The following is a 22,323-nucleotide window of genomic DNA, read 5'->3' as shown; positions in this document are numbered from 1 at the left end:
GCAAATGCTAAGCATTCCTATTTGAGAGTAAATCTAATTTACAATTTATACACTTCTCAACCGCCGGCCGGCGGTGCGGGAGGTCCGCGCGGGGAAACGACCCCGGACGTGCCCGCAGGACACGGCAAGGCCGGCGCGCCGGGTGCTACCCCGGCGGCCGGCCCGATTCACCAGCGGATCAGAAGGAATAGGTGGCGGACAGCCACAGGCGACGGCGTTCCTGGTTGTTGTTGTATTCGTTGCCGTAGGCGATATCGCCGGCGGCGTTGCTGACGTAGGGCTTGTACTCGATGAAGTCCTTGTCGAACAGGTTGTAGATGGTGGCGCTGACGTCGAAGTTCTCGGTGAACCGGTAGCTGCCGCCCAGGTGGAACAGGGTGTAGGCCTTGTAGTCGCCGAACGCCTCGTAGGCGAAGTTGCGCGCCGCCTCGGTGCGGCGGAAACGCTCGCTGCGATACTCACCGCGCAACCAGGTGGACAGGCGGTCGTTCACCTGCCAGTCGAGCTTGGTGTTGAACATGTGCCTGGGCGTGCTGTTGAGCGGCCAGCCCTCGTTGACGCCGCTCTTCTGCTCGGTGTCGGTGTAGGTGTAGTTGGCGCTCAGGCTCCAGGCCGGCGCGAAACGCCAACGGCCGGCGACTTCCACGCCCTCGGTGACGGCCTCGTCGACGTTGATGGCCTGGGAGAAGGTCGGCGCCGCAGACTCCCAGCCCGGACCGATGTCCACGCAACCGGGGGTGTTGTTCACCCGGCAGTTGTCCACGGTGGTGCTGGACAGCTTGTCCTCGAACTTGTTGTGGAACAGGGTGAGGTTGGCGTTGAAGTTGTCGTAATTGTCGAAGTAGACGCCGAACTCGCTGCTGCGGCTGGTTTCCGGCTGCAGGTCGGGGTTGCCGATCAGCGGCATGCGTCCCTGGCGACCGAATCCGTTGATGCCATCGGCGAGGTCTTCCAGGTCGGGCGCCTTGAAGCCTTCGCTGACACCGCCCTTGAGGGTCCAGTTGTCGGTCGCGTTCCAGACCAGGTAGGCACGCGGGCTGGTGTGGCCGCCGAACTTGTCGTGATCGTCGCGACGCACGCCGAGGGTCAGGGCCAGGTTGTCGAGCATGCGCCATTCGTTCTCGAGGAATACCGACTTCATCCGGTGTTCGAACTTGTCGACCACCACGCCATCGATCATCTCGGCTTCCCAGTACTGGCCGCCGACGGTGAGGTTGTGGTTACCGAAGGAAAGCAGCAGCTTGGTGTCGAAGATGGTGTTCTCCGACTCCAGCTTGCGCGGGCCGCCAGCGACGATGCCGGGGGTGTTGAGCAGCGCGGGAACCAGTCGGCCGATGGTCTCGGTGGTGTTGCGCATCAGGCTCGACTCCAGGGTGCCGAAGCCGAAGCGGCCGGTGTGCGCCAGGCTGTACTGCTCTCGCTCGTAGCGCTGCTCTTCCTCGTAGCCACCCGATGCCCCCAGGGTGCCGAGCTGGCCTTCGCTGTTGTCGTACCACTGGTTGTTGCGCTCGTAGTCCAGGCTGATGTCGTGATCTTCGGTCGGGGTGAAGGTCAGCCGGCCACCAGCGTTCCAGATGTCGGACTCGACCGGGTTCGCGCCCATCCACGGGGACACCTGCCCGCCCACGGTGGCGTCGAAGTACTCGATCTCGGATGCATCGCGCTCGAAATAACGGCCGCGCAGGGCCAGGCCCAGCTTGTCCTCGACCAGCGGACCGCTCAGGTACAGCTCGGTGGCGCGGCTGTCGCCGTATGCCTTGTGTTCCTGCAGGGTGGTTTCGGCGCTGACCGAGCCGCCCCACTCCTTGCCGACCTTCTTGGTGATGATGTTGACGACGCCCCCCATGGCGTCGGAACCATACAGAGTGGACATCGGTCCCCGGATGACCTCGATCCGCTCGATGGCGGAAATCGGCGGCAGGAAGCTGGTCCTGGTTTCGCCGAAGCCGTTGGGGGTGATGTCGCCGGCAGCGTTCTGCCGACGTCCGTCGATCAGGATGAGGGTGTAGGCGCTGCCCATGCCGCGAATGCTGATGTTCAGGCCGCCGGTCTTGCCGGCGTTGTCGCTGACATCCACGCCTTCCACGTCGGCCAGCGCATCGGCCAGGCTGGCGACCCGCTTCTGCTTCAGTTCTTCGCCACTGATGACGCTGATACTGGCCGGCGCATCGGTGATCTTCTGCTCGAAGCCGGACGCACTGACCACCAGGTCCTGCAGTTCGATCGGGGCGAGTTCGGCGGCCTGCAGCGATCCCGCGGCCGCGGCCAGACATGACGCACTCAACGGTGAAAGAAGGAATTTTTTCATGGGCGCTCTCTATATATTTTTTAGTGTTGGCATGATCGGGATGACCCGATCCGAGAGCGCGAATGATATTAATTGTCAGTTGCGTGTAAATTCCATTTACAAACTATACACTTTGCAGCCGCAGGTTCAGGCGCAGGCCAGGGGTCCGGTTTTCCGCCCATAGCTCGCCGCCCTGAAGGCGCACCATGCTGCGGGCGATGGACAGCCCGAGGCCGAAGCCATCGCCGCCAGGGCGCGCGGCGTTGAGCCGGGTGAACGGCTGGAAGATGTTGTCCAGCGCATCGTCGGCGACGCCGGGGCCCTGGTCCTCGACCCACAGGTGCCAGTGCTCCCCGTCGCGGCGACCGGACAGGCGCACCACCCCATCCTCGGGGGAATGGCGGATGGCGTTGCGCAGAATGTTCTCCAGCGCCTGCGCCAGGCCGTTCAGATGCCCGGTCACCCGGCAATCGGCGGGCAGTTCGCAGGGCAGCCGCTCGGCCGGCCAGCCGGTCTCGAAACAGGCGTTTTCCCGCAGTACCTCCCAGAGCTGGGGCACTTCCACCGCATCCAGCGGCAGGCGCGGACGCTCGGTATCCAGCCAGACCAGCTCCAGGGTGTCGCCGATCAGCCGTTCCATCCCTTCCACTTCGCGCTCCAGGCGCTGGCGCAGGGCGTGGATGTCCTGCTCGTGCTCGCCGGCCACGCGCAGGCGGCTGAGCGGGGTCCGCAACTCGTGGGACAGGTCGCGCAGCAACTGGCGCTGGAACGCCACGGTGTTCTCCAGGCGGCCGGCCATGTGGTCGAAGGCCCGCCCCAGTTCGCCCAGTTCATCGCGCCGGGTCGCCACCCGCGGCGCCACCCGGGTCGCCAGGCGATCGCCGCGCAAGGCATTGGCCTGCTCGCGCAGGTGGGACAGGGGGGAGATCAGCAGGCGGTACAGCAGCACGCCGAGCAGCAGGGCCAGCAGAGCGGGCATCAGCACCTGGATGGCCAGCCGGGTGGTGATGGCCAGGCCTTTCGGCAGGTAGCGCTCGGGTAACTGGATCACCAACTGGCCGCTCTCCGGATGGGAGGGAAACGGCAGGCTGATGTGCGGCAGGCCGATGGAACGCTTGCTCATCGGCCAATCGACCTGCCGCATGAAGGTCAGGTTGCCGACTTCCTCCGGCGACAAGGGCCGGCTCCCCAGCGGCTGCAACTCCTTGCCGACCACCGTCATCCAACTGGGCTCGCGCAGCGACATCTCCTGCAACCAGCGGTCGACGCCTTCCGTGCCGCCGTCCAGCCAGGCCTGTTCGGCCTCCCGGGAATAACCGATCAGCGTCCGCTTGGCTTCCGAGGACAGGTGGTAGCTTCTCGTTTCCGCATAGATGCTCCACGAGCGGGTCAGCCAGATCACCAGCACGCAGAAGGCGACCAGCAGCACCGCCAGCTTCCAGAACAGCGAATGGCGGCCGGGCAGGTTCATGAAGCTGCTCGGGTCAGAACGTAGCCCTTGCCCCATACCGTTTCCACCCGGCCAGCGTTGTAGCCGATCCCCTTCAGCTTGCGGCGTATGTGGCTGACGTGCATGTCCAGGACCCGGTCATGCCGGGCATAGGGGCGGTGCAGCACCTGTTGATAGAGGAAGGCCTTGCTCAGCACTTCCTCCTCATGGTGCAGCAGGGTTTCCAGCAGGCGGTATTCGGTGGGGGTGAAGCCGGCCCACTGCGTGCCCAGACGCACGTCGGCCCGCCCCTCGTCGAAGAGCAGTTGCGGGTCGATTTCCGCCTGCCATGGCACCTCGTCCCGCTCGTAGGCCACCCGGCGCAGCACCGCGTCGATGCGCACCTCCATCTCGCTCATGCTGAACGGCTTGGGCAGGTAGTCGTCGGCGCCCTGGCTGAAACCGGCGATGCGGTCCTGCTCGGCGCCCAGCGCGGACATCAGGATCACCGGCACCTTGCGCTCGCGGCGCAGCGCGCCGAGCACCTCGAGGCCATTGCGGCCGGGCAGCAGGATGTCCATGAGGATCAGGTCGAAATCCTCGGAGCTGGCCAATGCGAGCCCCTCCTCCCCCGATTGCCGCAAGGTCACGTCGAAACCGCGACGCCGCAGGTGCTCGTGCAGATGAGAAGCCAACAACGGGTCATCCTCGATGGCCAGGATGCGGGCCGAGGCTGAGGGAATGCTCTGCATGGATAATGCCGCTCACAAACGCGAATAACTCTATTTTGCGTATTCTGACAAAAGCGCCGGCAGATTCCCATGCGACGAATCGCTACACTGCCCGAAAACGGACGGGAGGAGCGGCGTGTTCAAGGATCTTGGCCTCAAGGGTCGCGTGCTGTTGCTCAGCCTGTTGCCCACCAGCCTGATGGCGCTGGGCCTGGGCAGCTACTTCATCGCCGTGCAATTGCAGGAGCTGGAAGGCCAGCTCATGCAGCGCGGGCAGAGCCTCGCCGAGCACCTCGCTCCCCTGGCGGCCCCGGCCCTCGTGCGCCACGACACCGAGCAACTGGAACGCATCGCCAAGCATGCCCTGGAACAGGCGGACGTGCGCACGGTGAGCTTCCTCGATGCCGAGCACGCACCGCTGGCCAATGCCGGTCCGAAGATGCTCAACCCACTGCCGAACAGCGATGGCGACAACCTCGCGCAACGCAGCGGCAACGACGCCACGCGCTTCCTGCTGCCGGTGTTCGAGCACCACCGCCACCTGACCGACGAGCAGACGCCGGAGAACGACGAACGCCTGCTCGGCTGGGTCGAGCTGGAGCTGTCGCACCACAGCACCCTGCTGCGCGGCTACCGCAGCCTGTTCACCAGCCTACTGCTGGTGTTCGCCGGGCTGGTGATCACCGCGCTGCTGGCAATCCGCATGAGCCGTTCCATCAGCGAGCCGTTGCAGCAGATCAAGCGGGGCGTGGCGCTGCTCAAGGACGGCCGCCTGGAGACCCGCCTGCCGACGCTCGGCAGCCAGGAAATGGACGAGGTCGCCTCGGGCATCAACCGCATGGCCGAAGCCTTGCAGAACGCCCAGGAAGAACTTCAGCACAGCGTCGAACAGGCCACCGAGGACGTCCGTCAGAACCTCGAGACCATCGAGATCCAGAACATCGAGCTGGATTTCGCGCGCAAGGAGGCCCTGGAGGCGAGCCGCATCAAGTCCGAGTTCCTCGCCAACATGAGCCACGAGATCCGCACCCCGCTCAACGGCATCCTCGGCTTCACCCGCCTGTTGCAGAAAAGCGAGCTGACCTCGCGCCAGCAGGACTACCTGGGCACCATCGAGAAATCCGCCGACAGCCTGCTGGGGATCATCAACGAGGTGCTCGACTTCTCGAAGATCGAAGCCGGCAAGCTGGTCCTCGAACACATCCCCTTCAACCTGCGCGACCTGATCCAGGACGCCCTCACCCTGTTGGCGCCGGCCGCCCACGCCAAGCAGCTCGAGCTGGTCAGCCTGATCTACCGCGACACCCCGCCGTCGCTGATCGGCGATCCACAGCGCCTCAAGCAGATCCTCACCAACCTGATCAGCAATGCCATCAAGTTCACCCACAGCGGCACCATCGCCATCCGCGCGATGGTCGAGGACGAAACCGCCGAGCGCGCGCAACTGCGCATCAGCGTGCAGGACACCGGCATCGGCCTGGCCGACGACGAACTGCGCAACCTGTTCCAGGCCTTCAGCCAGGCCGACAACTCGCTGACCCGCCAGGCTGGCGGCACCGGCCTCGGCCTGGTGATCTCCAAGCGCCTGATCGAGCAGATGGGCGGCGAGATCGGCGTCACCAGCACGCCGGGCGAAGGCTCGGAGTTCTGGATCAGCCTGAGCCTGCCGAAAGCCCGCGACGATGGCGAAACGCTGCCGCGCAGCACCTTGCAGGGGCGCCGCGCCGCGTTGCTGGAGAACCACGAACTGGCCCGCCAGGCGCTGGAGCACCAGCTCGAAGACCACGGCCTGAAGGTGCAGCACTTCACCAGCCTCGACGCGCTGCTCGAAGCCGTCGCCGCGCAACGACACGGCGATCAGCCGATCGACCTGGCGATGCTCGGCGTGAACGCCCAGGAACTCCCCCCGGAACGCCTCAGCCAGCACATCTGGGACCTCGAACGGCTCGGCTGCAAGAGCCTGGTGCTCTGCCCGACCACCGAGCAGGCGCTCTACCAGGAGCTGCTGCCGGAAGCCGGCAGCCAGGTGCAGGCCAAGCCGGCCTGCGCGCGCAAGGTCCTGCACGCCCTGCTGCATCTGTTCGGCGAGCGCCAGCCACGTCCCGAGCCGCCAGCGCCGCTGGCCAGCCGCGCGCCGCGCCTGCTATGCGTCGACGACAACCCGGCCAACCTGCTGCTGGTCAAGACCCTGCTGGAAGACATGGGCGCCGAGGTGCTGGCCATCGACAACGGGCAGGACGCGCTGGAAGCGGTCAAGCACAACGCCTTCGACCTGGTATTCATGGACGTGCAGATGCCCGGCATGGACGGCCGTCAGACCACCGAGGCGATCCGCCAGTGGGAAAGCGAGAACGAACGCGTCGCCCTGCCGATCATCGCCCTCACCGCCCATGCCCTGGCCAACGAGAAACGCGCCCTGCTGCGGGCCGGCATGGACGACTACCTGACCAAGCCGATCAGCGAGCGGCAACTCGCCCAGGTGGTACTCAAATGGACCGGCCTGGCGCTACGCAACCACCAGCCGGAGCGCTCGCCGGAAACGCCGTCGACCCACCTCGGCATCCTCGACGCAGAGGAAGGCCTGCGCCTGGCGGCCGGCAAGCCCGACCTGGCCGCCGATATGCTCAACATGCTGCTCGCCGGCCTGCCCGCCGACCGCAAGGCGATACGCCAGGCCCGCGAAAGTGGCGACCGGATGGCGCTGCTCGAACGCGTGCACCGCCTGAACGGCGCCACCCGCTACTGCGGCGTCCCCCAGTTGCGCGCCGCCTGCCAGCGCAGCGAAACCCTGCTCAAGCAGAACGACCCGGCAACGGACCTGGCCCTCGACGAACTGGACGCCGCCATCGAGCGCCTGGCCGCCGAGATGAAGGTCGATGCCTGAGGGCCAGTGACCATGCGCACCATCCTGTTCAGTTGCCAGACCTACGACCGCGACAGCTTCCAGGCCGAACCGCTGCCGGACGGCGCCGAACTGCTGCTCCAGCCGGTCCGCCTGGACATCGACACCGCCGCCACGACCCTGGCCAATATCGCGGCCTGGGCGGATGGTGAACCGCAGAATCGGGTCGAAGCGTAGGGCGCGTCTTGTTCAATGGATGACTCGCTTTGCTCGCCCTTCGGGCCGCCCTGAAGGGCGTTCGGAGCAAGCACCGTCCCGCATGCGCGGGAATGACGAGGCTGGGGGGACGCCAGCTTTCCCCGTCGCCCTCGCGCACGCGGGGAACCATTCGACAGCCGCCGGAATGCGCTCGATGACAGCTCTTGTAGGGTCAGATGCCATCCCGCCACAGGCGCATGGGCTTGCCCTGTTCCGGCCACAGGCGCAGTTGGTCGATTTCAGAGAAGTCCCAGCGCTGGACCTTGCCGAGCAGATCGAAGAAGCGCTGTTCCTGCTCCATCAACGCCGGAGCGCACATCTTGCGGGTGCTGCCGACCTGGCCGAAGCGGATTCGCTCGCCATCCAGCTCGTAGCTGGCGAACCAGTGGTTGCAGCCACCGTTGCCATAGGCGCGGCCGTCCGCGCCGAGGGTGACGGTCAGGTGGCTGCGGTCGATCAGGGGGCGCTCGCCCAGCCATTCCACCCGGTAGGCGGTGTCCTGCTCGAGGGTGACGGCGTTGCTGGCACAGCCGGCCAGGGTTGCGGCGAACAGGCCGATTGCGAGAGCGGGTTTCATGAAGCCTCCTTACTTACTCTGGACTTGCCGGCTCTGGACTCACTGGCACTTGGGGCATAGGTGGCGGCCGTCGAGACTCTGCCAGTGTAGTTCGCGGATGCGCGCCTCGGCCGCCGGCGCCCTGGCGGCTTCGCCGAGGCTGGGATCGACAGCGAATTCGAAGTCGAGCTGCACGCCGCAGTTGTCGCAGTTCACCTGCCAGTTGAGGATCGACAGCTCGCGGAAGTTCGGCCCGGCGGCGGTCGCCACCCACTGGCCCGGCGGGCTGATCAGGTGGCGGACCTTGTCCACGGTGAGGCGCATGGAGAGGTCGCGGCTGCCCTTGAGGGTGACCAGCAGGGTATCGCCGGCACGGATCGCGCCGCCGTTGCCGGTCACCTGGTAGCGGCCAGGCGTCAGCGCGCGGCACTCGATCAGGGTGTGCTCGGGGCGCAGCAGGGTGTAGCGGAAGTCATGTTCGGCCATGGTGGCGGGCTCGGTCGTTCAACGGAAAGGGGCGCATTCTACTGTACGGCCATGGCATAGGGGGCTTGGGCTGGTGAATGGCTCCCCGCGTTCGCGGGGACGACGGGGGGATAGCGCGCACGCGGCCTGAATCTCCGTCATTCCCGCGCATGCGGGACGGTGCTTGCACCGAACGCCCTTCAGGGCGGCCCGAAGGGCGAGCAAAGCGAGTCATCCACTAAACCCACTGACCGACTCACAGAAACCGCTCGAACAACTCGAGCTGTTCGCTCACGCCCCGCAAGTCGATCAGGCGCACGCCGACGCCCATCAACCGCACCGGCTTGTCGCCCCGCGCGTGGGCCTGGCCGAGCAATTGCCGATAGCTGTCCAGGTCACGCGTGGCGCCGGCCTGCTCCAGGGTGGTCTGGGTGAAGTCGTGGAACTTGATCTTGACGAACGGCTTGTCCGGCCGGTAGCTGCTGTCCAGCCGCGCCATCCGCCGGGAGAGCTGGTCGAGCAGTTCGGGCAACCGATCCAGGCAGGCGGCGAGGTCCGGCAGGTCGTGGTCGTAGGTGGTTTCCACGCTCACCGACTGGCGCCGGCTGTCCACCTGCACCTGGCGCTCGTCGATCCCACGGGAGAGATTCCACAGCCGCTCGCCGAAACTGCCGAACTCACGGGCCAGGGCCAGCCGGTCCCACTCGCGCAGGTCCATGCAGGTACGGATGCCCAGGCGCGCCAGCTTGTCGCTGGTGACCTTGCCAACGCCATGCAGCTTGCTCACCGGCAAGGCGGCGACGAAGTCCTCGACCTGGTCCGGGGTGATGACGAACAGCCCGTCGGGCTTGCGCCAGTCGCTGGCGATCTTGGCCAGGAACTTGTTCGGCGCCACCCCGGCGGACACCGTGATGTGCAACTGCCCCGTCACCCGCCGGCGGATGTCCTGGGCGATCCGCGTGGCACTGCCGGCAAAGTGCGGGCTGTCGGAAACGTCCAGGTAGGCCTCGTCCAGCGACAGCGGCTCGATCAGTTCGGTGTATTCGCGAAGGATGCCGTGGATTTCCCGCGACACCTCGCGATAGACATCCATGCGCGGCCGGACGATCAGCAGGTCCGGGCAGAGCTTCAGGGCATGCCCGGACGACATCGCCGAGCGCACCCCGTAGGCGCGCGCCTCGTAGTTGCAGGTGGCGATCACGCCGCGTCGGTCCGCCGCGCCGCCGACCGCCATGGGATGATTGGCCAGGCTCGGATCGTCGCGCATCTCGATAGCGGCGTAGAAGCAGTCGGCGTCGATGTGGATGATCTTGCGCATGAAACCCTGCAAAGCCCCGTGGAGCATGGCCTGTAGCCCCTAAGAGTACCACTCGCCTGGAGCTAAATACCTGAACGAAAAACAGTTTTTTCCAAACTTCGGTTGACAGAGCGCCGCTCGGCTGTAGAATGGCTGCCGCGGGATGGAGCAGTCTGGTAGCTCGTCGGGCTCATAACCCGAAGGTCGTTGGTTCAAATCCAGCTCCCGCAACCAGATTCGACGGAAAGGCCACTCAAACGAGTGGCCTTTTTCGTTTGCGCGTCGTTAAGCCATTGATCCGAAAAGCAAATAAGCGATTGACACATCCCCGTCCGGCTGTAGAATGGCCGCCGCGGGATGGAGCAGTCTGGTAGCTCGTCGGGCTCATAACCCGAAGGTCGTTGGTTCAAATCCAGCTCCCGCAACCACATTATCGAAAGCCCCGCGTTGCCCCGGCAGCGCGGGGCTTTTGTCATATGGGCCCTGGCTTTCCCGCCAGGCGTGGCGATGAAGGGCTCTTGCACCGGGCCTGCCGTGCGCGCACCATAACTGTATAAAAAGCCAGTATCCAGCTTTTCATGCAGACGCCCTTGCCTCCCGACCTCTACTACCTGAGCAACTTCCTCACCGTTCTCGATTGGCTCGACGAGCGTTACGCCGACCTGCTGAACGAAGAGGAACGCGACTTCGTGGCACGCTTCCGGGCGCTGGGGACGGCCTCGCAGGCGCTGCTGGTGCGGTTGATCATGCGCAAGGGCCCTCACTTCCGGGCCAGCAAGCTGGTCTATCCCGAGATCGGCGACACACAGGCGGCGGCCGAACCGCTGGTGGCCCTGGGCTGGCTCGACGAGCACGCCGAACTGCCGCTCGAAACGCTGTTCGCGCTGCTGCGCAAGGACGAAGTGCTGGCCACCTTCCCCGAACTCGCCCACGGCCGCGCCTGGAAGAAGGCCGAACTGCTCGCCGCGCTGGACGGCCTGCACGACGAACCGCGCTGCTTCGCCGACTGGTGCCCGGCGCTGGACGAGCGCCTCTACAGCCTGCGGGCCGGCGAGTTGTGCGACCGCCTGCGTCTGTTGTTCTTCGGCAACCTGAGCCAGGACTGGTCGGAATTCGTGCTCGCCGAACTGGGCATCTACCGCTACGAACAAGTGCCCTTCAGCGCCGACTCGCGCGGTTTCCGCTCGCGCCAGGACCTGGACGACTACCTCCACCTGCACCGCTGCCGCGAGGCGTTCGATGCCGGCGAGCCCATCGATGCGCTGCTGGCGCGGCTCGACGGCTTCGCCAGCGCCAACCCCTACCTGCAAAACCGCCACGCCAAGCTGCTGTTCCGCCTGGCCCAGCAACTGGAACGCGAACGACAGTGGCAGCAGGCGCTCGACCTCTACGCGCAATGCGGCTACGGCGGTGCGCGGCAGCGGCGGATTCGCGTGCTGGAGAAGCTCGGGCTGGTCGCCGAAGCCCATGCCCTGGCGCTGGAGGCGGCGGCCGCGCCGGAAAGCGATGGCGAAGCGCAACTGGTGGAGCGAGCCCTGGCCCGGACCGGCCGCCAGCTCGGCCTGGGCGCTGCGCGACGCCGAACCGACAACGGCGCCAGGCGCCTCGACCTGATCCTGCCGCCGCCGGACACCAGCGTCGAATGGGCGGTCCGCGAACACCTGTGGGAGCCGCAGGCGCCGGTGCACTACGTGGAGAACACCCTGGTCTGCGGCCTGTTCGGCCTGCTCTGCTGGGAAGCGATCTTCGCGCCGCTGCCCGGCGCCTTCTTCCATCCGTTCCACAGCGGCCCGGTCGACCTGCTCAGCCCGGACTTCCACGCCCGCCGCCGCGAGTTGTTCGACGCGCGCCTGCGGCTGCTGGACTCGGCTGAATACCCGGAGGCGATCCGCGCCACCTACCGCGCCAAGTTCGGCCTCCAGTCGCCCTTCGTGCACTGGGCGATCCTCGACGAAGAACTGCTCGACCAGGCCCTCGCCTGCCTGCCGGCGGCACACCTCAAGGCCTGGTTCCGGCGCCTGCTCGGCGACATCCGCGCCAACCGCGCGGGGATGCCCGACCTGATCCAGTTCTGGCCGGACGAGCGCCGCTACCGGATGATCGAGGTGAAGGGCCCTGGCGACCGCCTGCAGGACAACCAGCGGCGCTGGCTGGCCTTCTGCGCCGAGCACGGCATGCCGGTGGACGTCTGCTACGTGCGCTGGAGCGACGAGGGCGCCGACGCATGAGCTACGCCGTCGCGGTGCGCGCGCTGTGCGAGTTCACCGCCAAGGAGGGCGACCTCGACCTGCGCTTCACCCCGGCGCCCACCGCCGCCGAAGGCATGGCCGGGCACGCCACCGTGGTCGCCCGGCGCGGCGCCGGCTACCTCGCCGAACTACCGCTGGCCGGCGCGTATCCGGGCCTGCTGGTCAGCGGCCGCGCCGACGGCTACGACCCGCAGCTCAACCTGCTGGAAGAGATCAAGACCCATCGCGGCGACGTGGCGCGGATTCCGCAGAACCACCGCCTGCTGCACTGGGCACAGGTGAAGGTCTACGGCTGGCTGCTGTGCGACGAGCAGGGCCTGGAGGAGATCGACCTGGCGGTGGTCTATTTCAACGTCGTCACGCAGAAGGAGACCGCCTTCCGCGAACGCTTCGCCGCCGTCGACCTGCGCACCTTCTTCGAGCTGCAATGCAGCCGCTTCATCGCCTGGGCCGAGCAGGAAAGCGCCCACCGCGTCGCCCGCGACCGGAGCCTGGAGCGCCTGCGCTTCCCCTATCCGGCCTTCCGCAAGGGCCAGCGCCAACTGGCGGAGAACGTCTACCGCGCGGCGCGCGACGGCGACACCCTGATGGCCCAGGCGACCACCGGGATCGGCAAGACCCTCGGCACCCTGTTCCCGCAGCTCAAGGCCTTTCCCGGCCAGCGCCTGGACCGCCTGTTCTTCCTCACCGCCAAGACGCCGGGCCGCGCCCTGGCCCTCGACGCACTGGCCGCGCTGCGCCGCCAGGAAGACCACATGCCGCTGCGGGTGCTCGAACACGTCGCCCGCGACAAGGCCTGTGAACACCCGGACAAGGCCTGCCACGGCGAATCCTGCCCGCTCGCCAAGGGCTTCTACGACCGCCTGCCCGCCGCCCGCAAGGCCGCCCTGGAACGCCGCTGGCTGCCCCAGGAGGCGTTGCGCGCAATCGCCCTGGAGCATCGCGTCTGCCCCTACTACCTGAGCCAGGAACTGTGCCGCTGGGCCGACGTGGTGGTCTGCGACTACAACTACTACTTCGACATGGCCGCCCTGCTCTATAGCCTGACCGTGCTCAACGGCTGGCGGGTGACGCTGCTGGTCGACGAAGCCCACAACCTGATCGAACGCGGGCGCGGCATGTACACCGCGACACTCGACCAGCGCGAATTCAAGGCCCTGCGCAAGGGCGCGCCGGCCAAGCTGAAGGGCGTGCTGGAGCGCGTCGACCGGCACTGGAGCCAGTTGCACCGGGAGCAGCAGGAGCCGTACCTGATCTACCCGGCGCTGCCGGACCTGTTCATCGCCGCCGTGCAGAAGGCGGTCACCGCGATCACCGATCACCTCACCGACCAGCCGACCGGCAACGACGCCACGCTGCTGCGCTTCTACCTCGACGCCATGCTGTTCTGCCGGCTGGCCGAAGCCTACGGCCCGCACTCGCTGTTCGACATCACCCTCGACGAAGGCGGCCGCCACGTCCTCTCCACCCTGTGCCTGCGCAACATCGTGCCGGCGCCCTTCCTCGCCCCGCGCTTCGAGACCGCGCACAGCACCACGCTGTTCTCCGCCACGCTCAGCCCGGCGCCCTACTACACCGACCTGCTCGGCCTGCCGGAAGGCACCCGCTGGCTGGACGTGGAATCGCCGTTCCTCGCCGAACAACTGGAAGTGCGCACCGTCAGCGACCTGTCGACCCGCTACCGGCACCGCGAAAGCAGCCTGGCGCCCATCGTCGCGCTGATGGCCCGCCAGTACGCCGCGCGGCCCGGCAACTACCTGGCCTTCTTCAGCAGCTACGCCTACCTGCGCCAGGTGCTCGACGCCTTCCGCGCCGCCCATCCCGGCATCCCGGTCTGGGAACAGTCGCGCAGCATGAACGAGGTCGAGCGCAGCCTGTTCCTCGCCCGCTTCACCGAAACCTCGCGCGGCATCGGCTTCGCCGTGCTCGGCGGCGCTTTCGGCGAAGGCATCGACCTGCCCGGCGAACGGCTGGTCGGCGCCTTCATCGCCACCCTCGGCATGCCACAGGTCAACCCGGTCAACGAGGAAGTGAAGGCGCGCATGCAGGCGATGTTCGGCGAGCGGGGCGGCAACGGCTTCGACTACGCCTACCTGTATCCGGGCCTCCAGAAGGTGGTCCAGGCCGCCGGGCGGGTGATCCGCACCACCGAGGATTCCGGCGTGGTCTACCTGCTCGATGCGCGCTTCGGCCGCGCGGAAGTGCGCCGCCTGCTGCCCGGCTGGTGGCGGCCGCGGCCGTTGCGCATCGGGCGTGAAGCGGAACCACAGCCAGTCGACTGAACGGAGATGATCGATATACGCAAAAATTGACGAGAATCATTATTGATTGTATTACGGCGATCTACCCTCGGCGCATCATCCATCGCCCAGGGACGTCATCCATGAAACAACGTACTCCCCTCCTGCTTCTCGCCCTCCTCGCCGGCACCGCCGCCCAGGCCAAGGAATACCCCATCGGCGAACCGCAACAGTGCGCCGGCATGGAAATCGGCGCCGTGTACCTGCAACCGATCGAGATGGACCCGCCCGGCATGATGCGCCCGGCCGCCGAATCCGACGTGCACCTGGAGGCGGACGTCAGCGCCCTGGAAGACAACCGCCACGGCTTCCAGGAAGGCAGCTTCGTACCCTACCTGTCCATCGCCTACACCTTGCAGAAGGTCGGCAGCGAACGGCTGATCCAGGGCGACTTCCACGCCATGGTGGCCAACGACGGGCCGCACTACGGCGACAACGTCAAGCTGGACGGCCCCGGACAGTACCGCCTGACCTACCGCGTATCGCCGCCCGGCGGCCATCAGGCCTTCGGTCGCCACACCGACAAGGAAACCGGCGTCGCGCCCTGGTTCGAACCCTGCGAGCTGAGCTACAGCTTCACCTACGCCGGCATCGGCAAGAAAGGCGGCTACTGAGCCCGGCGGGCGCGGCATCAGTGCAGGAGTTCCCCATGAAAATCCTCCCCGCCTTCCTCCTTCTCGGCCTGGCGTTGCCGGCCTGGGGCGCGCCGCTGCCCAGCTACGAGCTGGACATCCGCGACGGCCACTTCACCCCGCCCAGCCTGACGGTGCCGGCCGGGCAGCGCTTCAAGATCATCGTGCGCAACAGCGGCCAGGGGCCGGTCGAGTTCGAAAGCCTGCCGCTGCGGGTGGAAAAGGTGCTCGGCCCCGGCGTCACCTCCTTCGTGGTGATCCACCCGCTCAAGCCCGGCCGCTATCCCTTCTTCGACGAATTCCACCTCGACCTGCCCGGCGGCTACATCGAGGCGCAGTAAGGAGCTCACCATGGAACAGGCATTGCTGATCGTCTGGCGCGAAAGCGTCGAGGCACTGCTGGTCATCGGGCTGCTGCACGCCTGGTTGAACCGCCAGCCCGATGGACGCCGGCACCTGCGCCTGCTGTGGGGCGGCGTCGCTGGAGGCGCCGCGCTGGCCGGCCTGCTGGCGACCCTGATGGTGGTGGCCGGCAACTGGATGAGCGGACCGGCCGGCGAGTGGTTCCAGGCCGCCATGTGCGCCCTGGCCGGCCTGCTGATCCTGCAGATGGTGGTGTGGATGTCGCGCAACGGCCGGCAACTGCGCAGCGACCTGGAAAGCCGTGCCGGACAGGCCCTGGCCGACGGCCGGCGCGGCGCGCTGGCACTGCTCGCCGCGCTCGCCGTGGCCCGCGAAGGCAGCGAGATCGCCATCTTCCTCTACGGCGCGGCCGGTTCCGCCAGCGGCCTGGGCATGCTGGCCGGCGCGTTGCTGGGCCTGCTGCTGGGGGCGCTGAGCTTCGTGCTGCTGCAAGCCGGCAGCCGGCTGCTCGACTGGCGGCGCTTCTTCGCCATCAGCGAGGTGCTGTTGATCCTGCTCGGTGGCGCCATGCTGATGAACGCCCTGGATCGCGCCAGCGGGCAATTGATGGGCCTGGACCTGCCCGAACAGCTCTACGTCTGGCTGGGCGACCCGATCTGGGACAGCTCGGCCTGGCTCGACGACGGCTCGCGCCTGGGCGGCCTGGTCGCCGGGCTGACCGGCTACCGGGCCATGCCCTCGGCCGCCGCCGTGCTGCTGCTCGCCACATTCTGGCTGCTGGCCTGGTGGTGGCGGCGCGACCCACGGCAAACCGAGGCCGACCGGAGCCCGGCATGAAGGCCGCGCTGGACGCCCGGCTCACCGCGCTGGGCCACGCCATGCGCCGGCATGGCGCGCTGATCCGCCGCCTGCAATGGGGCGTGGTGACGTTCTACGCGGTGCTGCTGGTGATCCCCGCCCTGCTGCCACTGCCGGCCAGCCAGGCGCGCATCCTCGACGACCTGACGCTGTTCGCCCAGTTCGTCTTCTGGGGCATCTGGTGGCCCTTCGTGCTGGTCTCGATAGTGCTGTTCGGGCGCCTCTGGTGCGGTGTGCTGTGCCCGGAAGGCTCGCTCAGCGAATGGGCCAGCCGGCACGGCCTTGGACGCGGCACACCACGCTGGATGCGCTGGGCCGGCTGGCCGACAGTGGCCTTCCTGCTGACCACCCTCTACGGCCAGTTGATCAGCGTCTACGACTACGCCCAGGCGGCGCTACTGATCCTCGGCGGCTCCACCCTCGCCGCCATGCTGGTCGGCTACCTGTACGGTCGCGGCAAGCGCATCTGGTGCCGCTACCTGTGCCCGGTCAGCGGAGTGTTCGCCCTGCTGGCCCGGCTGGCGCCGGTGCATTTCCACGTCGACGAGCAGCGCTGGCGGGAAAACCCGCCACCGCACCTGCCGCCGCCCAACTGCGCACCGCTGATCGACATCCGCCGCATGCACGGCGCCTCGGCCTGCCACGCCTGCGGCCGGTGCAGCGGCCAGCGCGACGCGGTGCGCCTGATCGCCCGCTCCGGCTGCGAGGAAATCGTGCGCCACGGTGCGAAAGGCGACACCCGCTGGGACGTCCGCCTGCTGCTCTACGGCGTGATCGGCCTGGCCATGGGCGCCTTCCAGTGGACGGTCAGCCCCTGGTTCATCGCGCTGAAGCAAGGGCTGGCCGAGTGGCTGGCGCAGCGCGGCATCCTCTGGCCACTGGAAGCCGGCGCGCCCTGGTGGCTGCTCACCCACTACCCGCAGGCCAACGACGCCTTCACCTGGCTGGACGGCGCGGTGATCTGCCTCTACCTCGGCGCCAGCGCCCTGCTGCTGGGCGGCGCGCTGCACCTGCTGCTCGGCCAGGCCTGCCGGCTGGCCGGCCAGTCAGCGGCCTTCGCCCGCCAGGTGATGCTCTGCCTCGTCCCGCTGGGCGGCGCCGGCCTGTTCCTCGGCCTCTCCGCCACCACGGTCAAGCTGCTGCGCTACGAAGGACTCACCCTGGCCTGGGTACAACCGACACGCGCCACCCTGCTCGGAGCGGCGATCGCCTGGAGCCTGTGGCTGGGCTGGCGGGTCTGCCAGGGGCTGAAGGGTTGGCGGCGCAACCTGGTACTGACGGCGCTGGCCTCGGGCTGCGCCCTGGTGGGATATGGGTGGTGGTTGCAGTTCTGGGGGTGGTGATGGTTGGTGGGCAGTTTTTGGTGGGCTGGAGCCCACCCTACGGATCGGCCTCATCCCGGATTGCATCCGGGGTACGAACTCACCAGCCCACACGGGCAGCCCCCTCTCCCCTCGGGAGAGGGTTGGGGTGAGGGGCCGGGTTGTCGCTCCATCCCCAAATCGCCCCACACACCGATACCCCGCTCCCTCACCCTAGCCCTCTCCCGGAGGGAGAGGGGACTGGTGCGGTGGGCGCCGATCGTCCGTGCCCGAACGGTAGCCCGGATGCAATCCGGGAGGCGGCTTTATCAGCCTTGCGGATCGAGTCAGCGCTCAAAACCCTGCCAGCCCGCACGGACGGCCCCCTCTCCCATTTATGGGAGAGGGTTGGGGAGGGGGAACTGGCTCTGCGAACGCCAACCATCCGTGCAATCCGGGGAAAAACTCCCCCTCAACGAACCTCAAAACGCGTAAACAACCGCCCGAAATGCTCCCAAAGCTGCTCCGTCTCCTCGGGCGCCACCATCGCCGGCAATTGATGGTCGAGCATCCGCACAGTCCGCACCAGTTGCACGCAGAAGTTCCGCACGCCGCGCTGGTGCAGGCGGCCGGCGAGTTGCCAGAGGCGTTCGGGGTCGAACAGGTGCCAGTGCACGGTGGTGCGGCATTCATGATCGACGCCGCTGGCCAGCAGCAGGTCGAGGCTGCGCCAGTTGGCGCGGCCGCTGCCGGATACGCCGGTGATCAGCTCGACCTCATCCTCCAGCGCCTTGACGTCGAAGCCCACCCAATCGCACTGCGGCAGCACGCGGGCCAGCGCTTCGGGCTTGATCCCGGCGCTGTGCAGGCCGACCTTGAAGCCCAGTTCGCGCACGCTGCGCATGGCGTCGAGCAACGCGGTCTGCAAGGTGGCCTCGCCGCCGCTGAACACCACCGCCTCCAGCAGTCCCCGGCGACGATGCAGGAAATCGAGGATGTGCGCCCAGGCGATCTCTTCCCCGCCGCGCGGTGGAATCAGGTCCGGGTTGTGGCAGTAGCGGCAACGCCAGGCGCAACCCTGGCAGAACAGTACGCAGGCCAGGCGGCCCGGGTAGTCGAGGGTGGTCAGGGGCACCAGGCCCCCGACCCTGAGCATCGCGCTCACTTCGGCTCGCAGAAATGCCGCCGCTCGCGATGCTCCGACTGCTTGCCGGGGTTGAACGCCGCCACCGGGCGGTGGTAGCCCATCACACGGGTCCAGACTTCGCAGCGTTGGCGCTGGTCTTCGGGCAGTTGCATGGTTTGCTTCATGGTGTCGCTCCTTGCTGTGGATGAACCGGGATCAGGCGCCGCAGCACTGCTGCTTGCGCAGCAGCGCCTCGTCGCACTTCGGACAGAATTCGTGCTCGCCAGCCAGGTAGCCGTGTACCGGGCAGATGGAGAAGGTCGGGGTCACCGTCAGGTACGGCAGGCGGAAGCGGCTCAGCGCGGTGCGCACCAGTTGCTTGCAGGCTTCGGCGGAGGAAATCCGCTCGGCCATGTACAGGTGCAGCACGGTGCCGCCGGTGTACTTGCATTGCAGCGCATCCTGCAGCTCCAGCGCCTCGAAGGGGTCGGCGGTGAAACCCACCGGCAGTTGCGAGGAGTTGGTGTAGTACGGCGCCTCGGGCGAACCGGCCTGGAGGATGCCGGGGAAGCGCTTCCTGTCTTCCTTGGCGAAACGGTAGGTGGTGCCTTCCGCCGGGGTCGCCTCGAGGTTGTACAGGTGCCCGCTTTCCTCCTGGAACGCCACCAGCCGCGCGCGGATGTGGTCGAGCAGGCGCAGGCCCAGTTCGCGCCCGGCTTCGGTGTGCAGCCCCTCGCGGTCGCCGGTGAAGTTGCGCAGCATCTCGTGCAGGCCATTCACGCCGATGGTGGAGAAGTGGTTGCGCAGGGTGCCCAGGTAACGCTTGGTGTAGGGATAGAGGCCGGCATCCATGTGGTGCTGGATCACCTTGCGCTTCACCTCCAGGCTCTCGTAGGCCAGGTACAGCAGTTCATCCAGGCGCCGGTACAGGCCGTCCAGGTCTCCCTTGTAGAGATGGCCCAGGCGCGCGCAGTTGATGGTCACCACGCCCAGCGAGCCGGTCTGCTCGGCCGAGCCGAACAGGCCGTTGCCGCGCTTGAGCAGTTCTCGCACGTCCAGTTGCAGGCGGCAGCACATGGAGCGCACCTGGTTGGGCTGCATGTCCGAGTTGAGGAAATTCTGAAAGTACGGCAGGCCGTAGCGCGCGGTCATGTCGAACAGGCGCGTGGCGTTGTCGCTGTCCCAGGGGAAATCGTGGGTGATGTTGTAGGTGGGGATCGGGAAGGTGAACACCCGGCCCTTGGCGTCGCCGGCCATCATCACCTCGATGTAGGCGCGGTTGATCAGCTCCATCTCGGCCTGCAGGTCGCCGTACTGGAACGGCATCTCCTCGCCGCCGATCACCGGCACCTGCTCGCGCAGGTCCTCGGGGCAGACCCAGTCGAAGGTCAGGTTGGTGAACGGCGTCTGGGTGCCCCAGCGCGACGGCACGTTGAGGTTGTAGATGAACTCCTGCAACGACTGGCGCACCTCATCGAAACCCAGTCCATCCTTGCGTACATAGGGCGCAAGGTAGGTGTCGAAGGAACTGAACGCCTGGGCGCCGGCCCATTCGTTCTGCAAGGTGCCGAGGAAGTTGACCATCTGCCCCAGGGCGCTGGACAGGTGCTTCGGCGGCCCCGCCTCCACCCGTCCCGGCACACCGTTGAGCCCTTCGTGCAGCAGGGTGCGCAGCGACCAGCCGGCGCAATAGCCGGCGAGCATGTCGAGGTCGTGGATGTGCAGGTCGGCCTCGCGGTGCGCCCGGCCGATCTCCGGGCTGTACACCTCGTCCAGCCAGTAGTTGGCGGTGACCTTGCCGGACACGTTGAGGATCAGCCCGCCCAGCGAATAGCCCTGGTTGGCGTTGGCCCGCACCCGCCAGTCCTCTCGGGACAGGTACTCGTTCATCGAGGAAGCCACGTCCACCAGCGTCTTGCGGTCGCGGCGCAGCCGGCCGTGACGCTCGCGGTAGACGATGTAGGCGCGGGCGGTGGCGTAGTAGCCGGCCTCCATCAGCACCCTCTCGACCACGTCCTGCACCTGCTCCACGTCCAGGCGACCGGGATTCCCCAGGCGCATCAGCACCGCGTCGGTCAGCACACCAGCCTGGCGGGGCGGGAACTCCCCGGTCGCGCCGCCAGCCGCGGCAATCGCCCGCTCGATCTTGCCCGCCTCGAAAGGCACCTCGCCGCCATCCCGCTTGAACAGCGACGATGGCTGGGCAGCCACTCTCTCAGGACACATCCATACCTCCCTGAACACAGCATGTAGTTATTCACGAAATAGAAAACCACTAGATGCTGTGCATGGTTACCGGGAAGGCCGGAAGAGAAATTGATCAGGATCAATTATCGGTAGCGCTACTTGGCTACGGAAATCGACAGGCAAAAAACAGATGGCGCCTGGTCACCTTTTCCGCACCGGGCCATTTTTGGCTCGGTCGGGCCAAAAATGGCCCGGTCATTTCCCCTTATTAATCAGTGACTTACGAGCGAACGAGCCAAAAATGGCCCGCTCGACCCCGAAAAACCGGCCTTTTTCGCCTTTCGGACCGGCGAAGACGATGCGGCGATCATCGATAAGCAATTGATTCGAATGGACTTTAATCCTGAAGAGTGGGACTTGGCACGCATCCTGCCTTGTCGCCGACGCCGCCCGGAGCGGCTTTCCGGCCACGAATGACAAAGGAGATTGTCATGCCTACTCCCGCCTACATCAGCATCAACGGCAAGACCCAGGGCAACATCACCCAGGGCGCCTTCACCGCCGACTCCGTCGGCAACATCTATGTCGAAGGCCACGAGGACCAGATCCTCGTCCAGGAAATCAAGCACCGCGTCACCACCCCCACCGACCCGCAGAGCGGCCAGCCCTCCGGCCAGCGCGTGCACAAGCCCTTCGTCTTCACCAGCGCCCTCAACAAGTCCACCCCGCTGCTCTACCAGGCCCTGGCCTCCGGCGAGATGCTGCCCAACGTGGAAGTGAAGTGGTTCCGCACCTCGGTCGATGGCAAGCAGGAGCACTTCTTCACCACCCAGCTCGAAGACGCCACCATCATCGACATCCACACCGTGCTGCCGCACGCCCAGGACGCCAGCAAGGCCGAGTTCACCCAGTTGATCGAGGTCAGCCTGGCCTACCGCAAGATCACCTGGAGCCACACCATCGCCGGCACCGAGGCCTCCGACGACTGGCGCAAGCCGCTGGAAGCCTGAGGCTGAGCGCCGCTGCCGGCCACGGCAGCGGCATCCATGGACAGCCGGCGCCCCGCGCCGGCCTGCAAGGAGCTGCACGCGATGCCCCGCCAATCCGACCTGCGCTTCACCTTCGCGCCCGCCAGCGGCGACTTCGAGGTCGTCTCCTTCGAGCTGGACGAAGGGCTGTCCACGCCCTTCCGGCTGACCCTCGAACTCTCCAGCCGCGACCCCGCCGTGGATTTTGGCGCGATCCTCGACCAGCCCGCGCTGTTCACCCTCTGGCACGGCGAGCGGGCGGTGCGCCATGTCCACGGCCTGGTCAGCGCCTTCGCCCAGGGCGACACCGGCTTTCGCCGCACCCGCTACAGCGCCGTGGTCGAGCCCGCCCTGGCCCGCGCCGAGCTGCGCTCCAACTGGCGGATCTTCCAGCAGCGCAGCGTCCCGCAGATC

The 22,323-nt window shown here is 66.9% G+C and carries 18 protein-coding genes, 2 tRNA genes and 1 pseudogene; 12 read left to right on the top strand and 9 right to left on the bottom strand.

The window, feature by feature from the left end:
* Positions 1 to 178: 178 nt before the first annotated feature.
* The 3 genes from PSEWESI4_RS03420 to PSEWESI4_RS03410 all read right to left on the bottom strand — a co-directional run bounded on the left by PSEWESI4_RS03420 (position 179) and on the right by PSEWESI4_RS03410 (position 4,468).
* On the bottom strand, positions 179 to 2,308 hold the full coding sequence (locus PSEWESI4_RS03420) for a TonB-dependent receptor domain-containing protein (RefSeq protein WP_187669775.1): 2,130 nt from the start codon (positions 2,306 to 2,308) through the stop codon (positions 179 to 181).
* Positions 2,309 to 2,411: 103 nt separating this feature from the next.
* On the bottom strand, positions 2,412 to 3,758 hold the full coding sequence (locus PSEWESI4_RS03415; RefSeq protein WP_187669774.1) for a HAMP domain-containing sensor histidine kinase: 1,347 nt from the start codon (positions 3,756 to 3,758) through the stop codon (positions 2,412 to 2,414).
* On the bottom strand, positions 3,755 to 4,468 hold the full coding sequence (locus tag PSEWESI4_RS03410) for a response regulator transcription factor (protein ID WP_187669773.1): 714 nt from the start codon (positions 4,466 to 4,468) through the stop codon (positions 3,755 to 3,757). The genes PSEWESI4_RS03415 and PSEWESI4_RS03410 overlap by 4 nt, the downstream gene beginning before the upstream one ends.
* Before the next feature lie 115 nt (positions 4,469 to 4,583).
* Here PSEWESI4_RS03410 and PSEWESI4_RS03405 point away from each other — a divergent pair, with 115 nt between their 5' ends.
* Both PSEWESI4_RS03405 and PSEWESI4_RS03400 read left to right on the top strand, forming a co-directional pair.
* Complete coding sequence (locus PSEWESI4_RS03405) at positions 4,584 to 7,331, top strand: response regulator (protein ID WP_187669772.1); 2,748 nt, start codon at positions 4,584 to 4,586, stop codon at positions 7,329 to 7,331.
* A gap of 12 nt (positions 7,332 to 7,343) precedes the next feature.
* Positions 7,344 to 7,463, top strand: a pseudogene (locus PSEWESI4_RS03400) (2-hydroxyacid dehydrogenase); the annotation flags it as partial.
* A gap of 256 nt (positions 7,464 to 7,719) precedes the next feature.
* Here the strand turns inward: PSEWESI4_RS03400 and PSEWESI4_RS03395 are convergent.
* From PSEWESI4_RS03395 to dinB, 3 genes are all read right to left on the bottom strand, one after another.
* A complete protein-coding gene (locus tag PSEWESI4_RS03395; protein ID WP_187669771.1) occupies positions 7,720 to 8,124 on the bottom strand; it encodes an META domain-containing protein in 405 nt (134 codons plus the stop codon).
* Between the two features lie 39 nt (positions 8,125 to 8,163).
* Positions 8,164 to 8,589: a hypothetical protein gene (locus tag PSEWESI4_RS03390; protein WP_187669770.1), complete on the bottom strand. Its 426-nt coding sequence runs from the start codon at positions 8,587 to 8,589 to the stop codon at positions 8,164 to 8,166.
* Positions 8,590 to 8,824: 235 nt separating this feature from the next.
* Complete coding sequence (gene dinB / locus PSEWESI4_RS03385) at positions 8,825 to 9,886, bottom strand: DNA polymerase IV (RefSeq protein WP_187669769.1); 1,062 nt, start codon at positions 9,884 to 9,886, stop codon at positions 8,825 to 8,827.
* A gap of 136 nt (positions 9,887 to 10,022) precedes the next feature.
* On the opposite strand from dinB, the gene PSEWESI4_RS03380 reads away from it, so the two are divergent.
* The 8 genes from PSEWESI4_RS03380 (at position 10,023) to PSEWESI4_RS03345 (ending at position 17,610) form a co-directional block, all read left to right on the top strand.
* A tRNA-Met gene (locus PSEWESI4_RS03380) sits at positions 10,023 to 10,099 on the top strand.
* Between the two features lie 117 nt (positions 10,100 to 10,216).
* Positions 10,217 to 10,293, top strand: a tRNA-Met gene (locus PSEWESI4_RS03375).
* 150 nt (positions 10,294 to 10,443) lie between these two features.
* Positions 10,444 to 12,093 carry a VRR-NUC domain-containing protein gene (locus tag PSEWESI4_RS03370; RefSeq protein ID WP_187669768.1) on the top strand — a complete coding sequence of 550 codons (1,650 nt, stop codon included), beginning with the start codon at positions 10,444 to 10,446 and terminating at the stop codon, positions 12,091 to 12,093.
* Positions 12,090 to 14,396, top strand: coding sequence for an ATP-dependent DNA helicase (locus tag PSEWESI4_RS03365; RefSeq protein ID WP_187669767.1), 2,307 nt, complete (start codon positions 12,090 to 12,092; stop codon positions 14,394 to 14,396). Before PSEWESI4_RS03370 ends, PSEWESI4_RS03365 begins: the two co-directional genes overlap by 4 nt.
* 101 nt (positions 14,397 to 14,497) lie before the next feature.
* Entirely contained in the window at positions 14,498 to 15,028 is a 531-nt protein-coding gene (locus PSEWESI4_RS03360; protein ID WP_187669766.1) for an iron transporter, read from the top strand.
* A gap of 35 nt (positions 15,029 to 15,063) precedes the next feature.
* On the top strand, positions 15,064 to 15,387 hold the full coding sequence (locus PSEWESI4_RS03355; protein ID WP_187669765.1) for a cupredoxin domain-containing protein: 324 nt from the start codon (positions 15,064 to 15,066) through the stop codon (positions 15,385 to 15,387).
* Positions 15,388 to 15,397: 10 nt separating this feature from the next.
* A complete protein-coding gene (locus PSEWESI4_RS03350; RefSeq protein WP_187669764.1) occupies positions 15,398 to 16,246 on the top strand; it encodes an FTR1 family iron permease in 849 nt (282 codons plus the stop codon).
* On the top strand, positions 16,243 to 17,610 hold the full coding sequence (locus PSEWESI4_RS03345) for a 4Fe-4S binding protein (protein WP_187669763.1): 1,368 nt from the start codon (positions 16,243 to 16,245) through the stop codon (positions 17,608 to 17,610). The genes PSEWESI4_RS03350 and PSEWESI4_RS03345 overlap by 4 nt, the downstream gene beginning before the upstream one ends.
* A 430-nt stretch (positions 17,611 to 18,040) precedes the next feature.
* On the opposite strand, the gene PSEWESI4_RS03340 is transcribed toward PSEWESI4_RS03345, so the two are convergent.
* The 3 genes from PSEWESI4_RS03340 to PSEWESI4_RS03330 are packed head-to-tail and all read right to left on the bottom strand — an operon-like array spanning position 18,041 to position 20,920.
* A complete protein-coding gene (locus PSEWESI4_RS03340) occupies positions 18,041 to 18,733 on the bottom strand; it encodes an anaerobic ribonucleoside-triphosphate reductase activating protein (protein WP_187669762.1) in 693 nt (230 codons plus the stop codon).
* Positions 18,730 to 18,879, bottom strand: a complete 150-nt coding sequence (gene nrdD / locus PSEWESI4_RS25260; protein WP_187669761.1) for an anaerobic ribonucleoside-triphosphate reductase — start codon at positions 18,877 to 18,879, stop codon at positions 18,730 to 18,732. Before nrdD ends, PSEWESI4_RS03340 begins: the two co-directional genes overlap by 4 nt.
* Positions 18,880 to 18,910: 31 nt before the next feature.
* Complete coding sequence (locus PSEWESI4_RS03330) at positions 18,911 to 20,920, bottom strand: ribonucleoside triphosphate reductase (protein WP_187669760.1); 2,010 nt, start codon at positions 20,918 to 20,920, stop codon at positions 18,911 to 18,913.
* 452 nt (positions 20,921 to 21,372) lie between these two features.
* On the opposite strand from PSEWESI4_RS03330, the gene PSEWESI4_RS03325 reads away from it, so the two are divergent.
* Both PSEWESI4_RS03325 and PSEWESI4_RS03320 read left to right on the top strand, forming a co-directional pair.
* Positions 21,373 to 21,891 carry an Hcp family type VI secretion system effector gene (locus tag PSEWESI4_RS03325; protein WP_187669759.1) on the top strand — a complete coding sequence of 173 codons (519 nt, stop codon included), beginning with the start codon at positions 21,373 to 21,375 and terminating at the stop codon, positions 21,889 to 21,891.
* A gap of 81 nt (positions 21,892 to 21,972) precedes the next feature.
* On the top strand, positions 21,973 to 22,323 hold a 351-nt coding region (locus PSEWESI4_RS03320), incomplete at its 3' end, for a contractile injection system protein, VgrG/Pvc8 family (protein ID WP_268960740.1).

Source organism: Zestomonas carbonaria, from assembly GCF_904061905.1.
GTDB classification, from domain to species: domain Bacteria; phylum Pseudomonadota; class Gammaproteobacteria; order Pseudomonadales; family Pseudomonadaceae; genus Aquipseudomonas; species Aquipseudomonas carbonaria.
The sequence above is the reverse complement of the archived record's forward strand: the minus strand, read 5'-3'. Positions and strand labels throughout refer to the sequence as shown.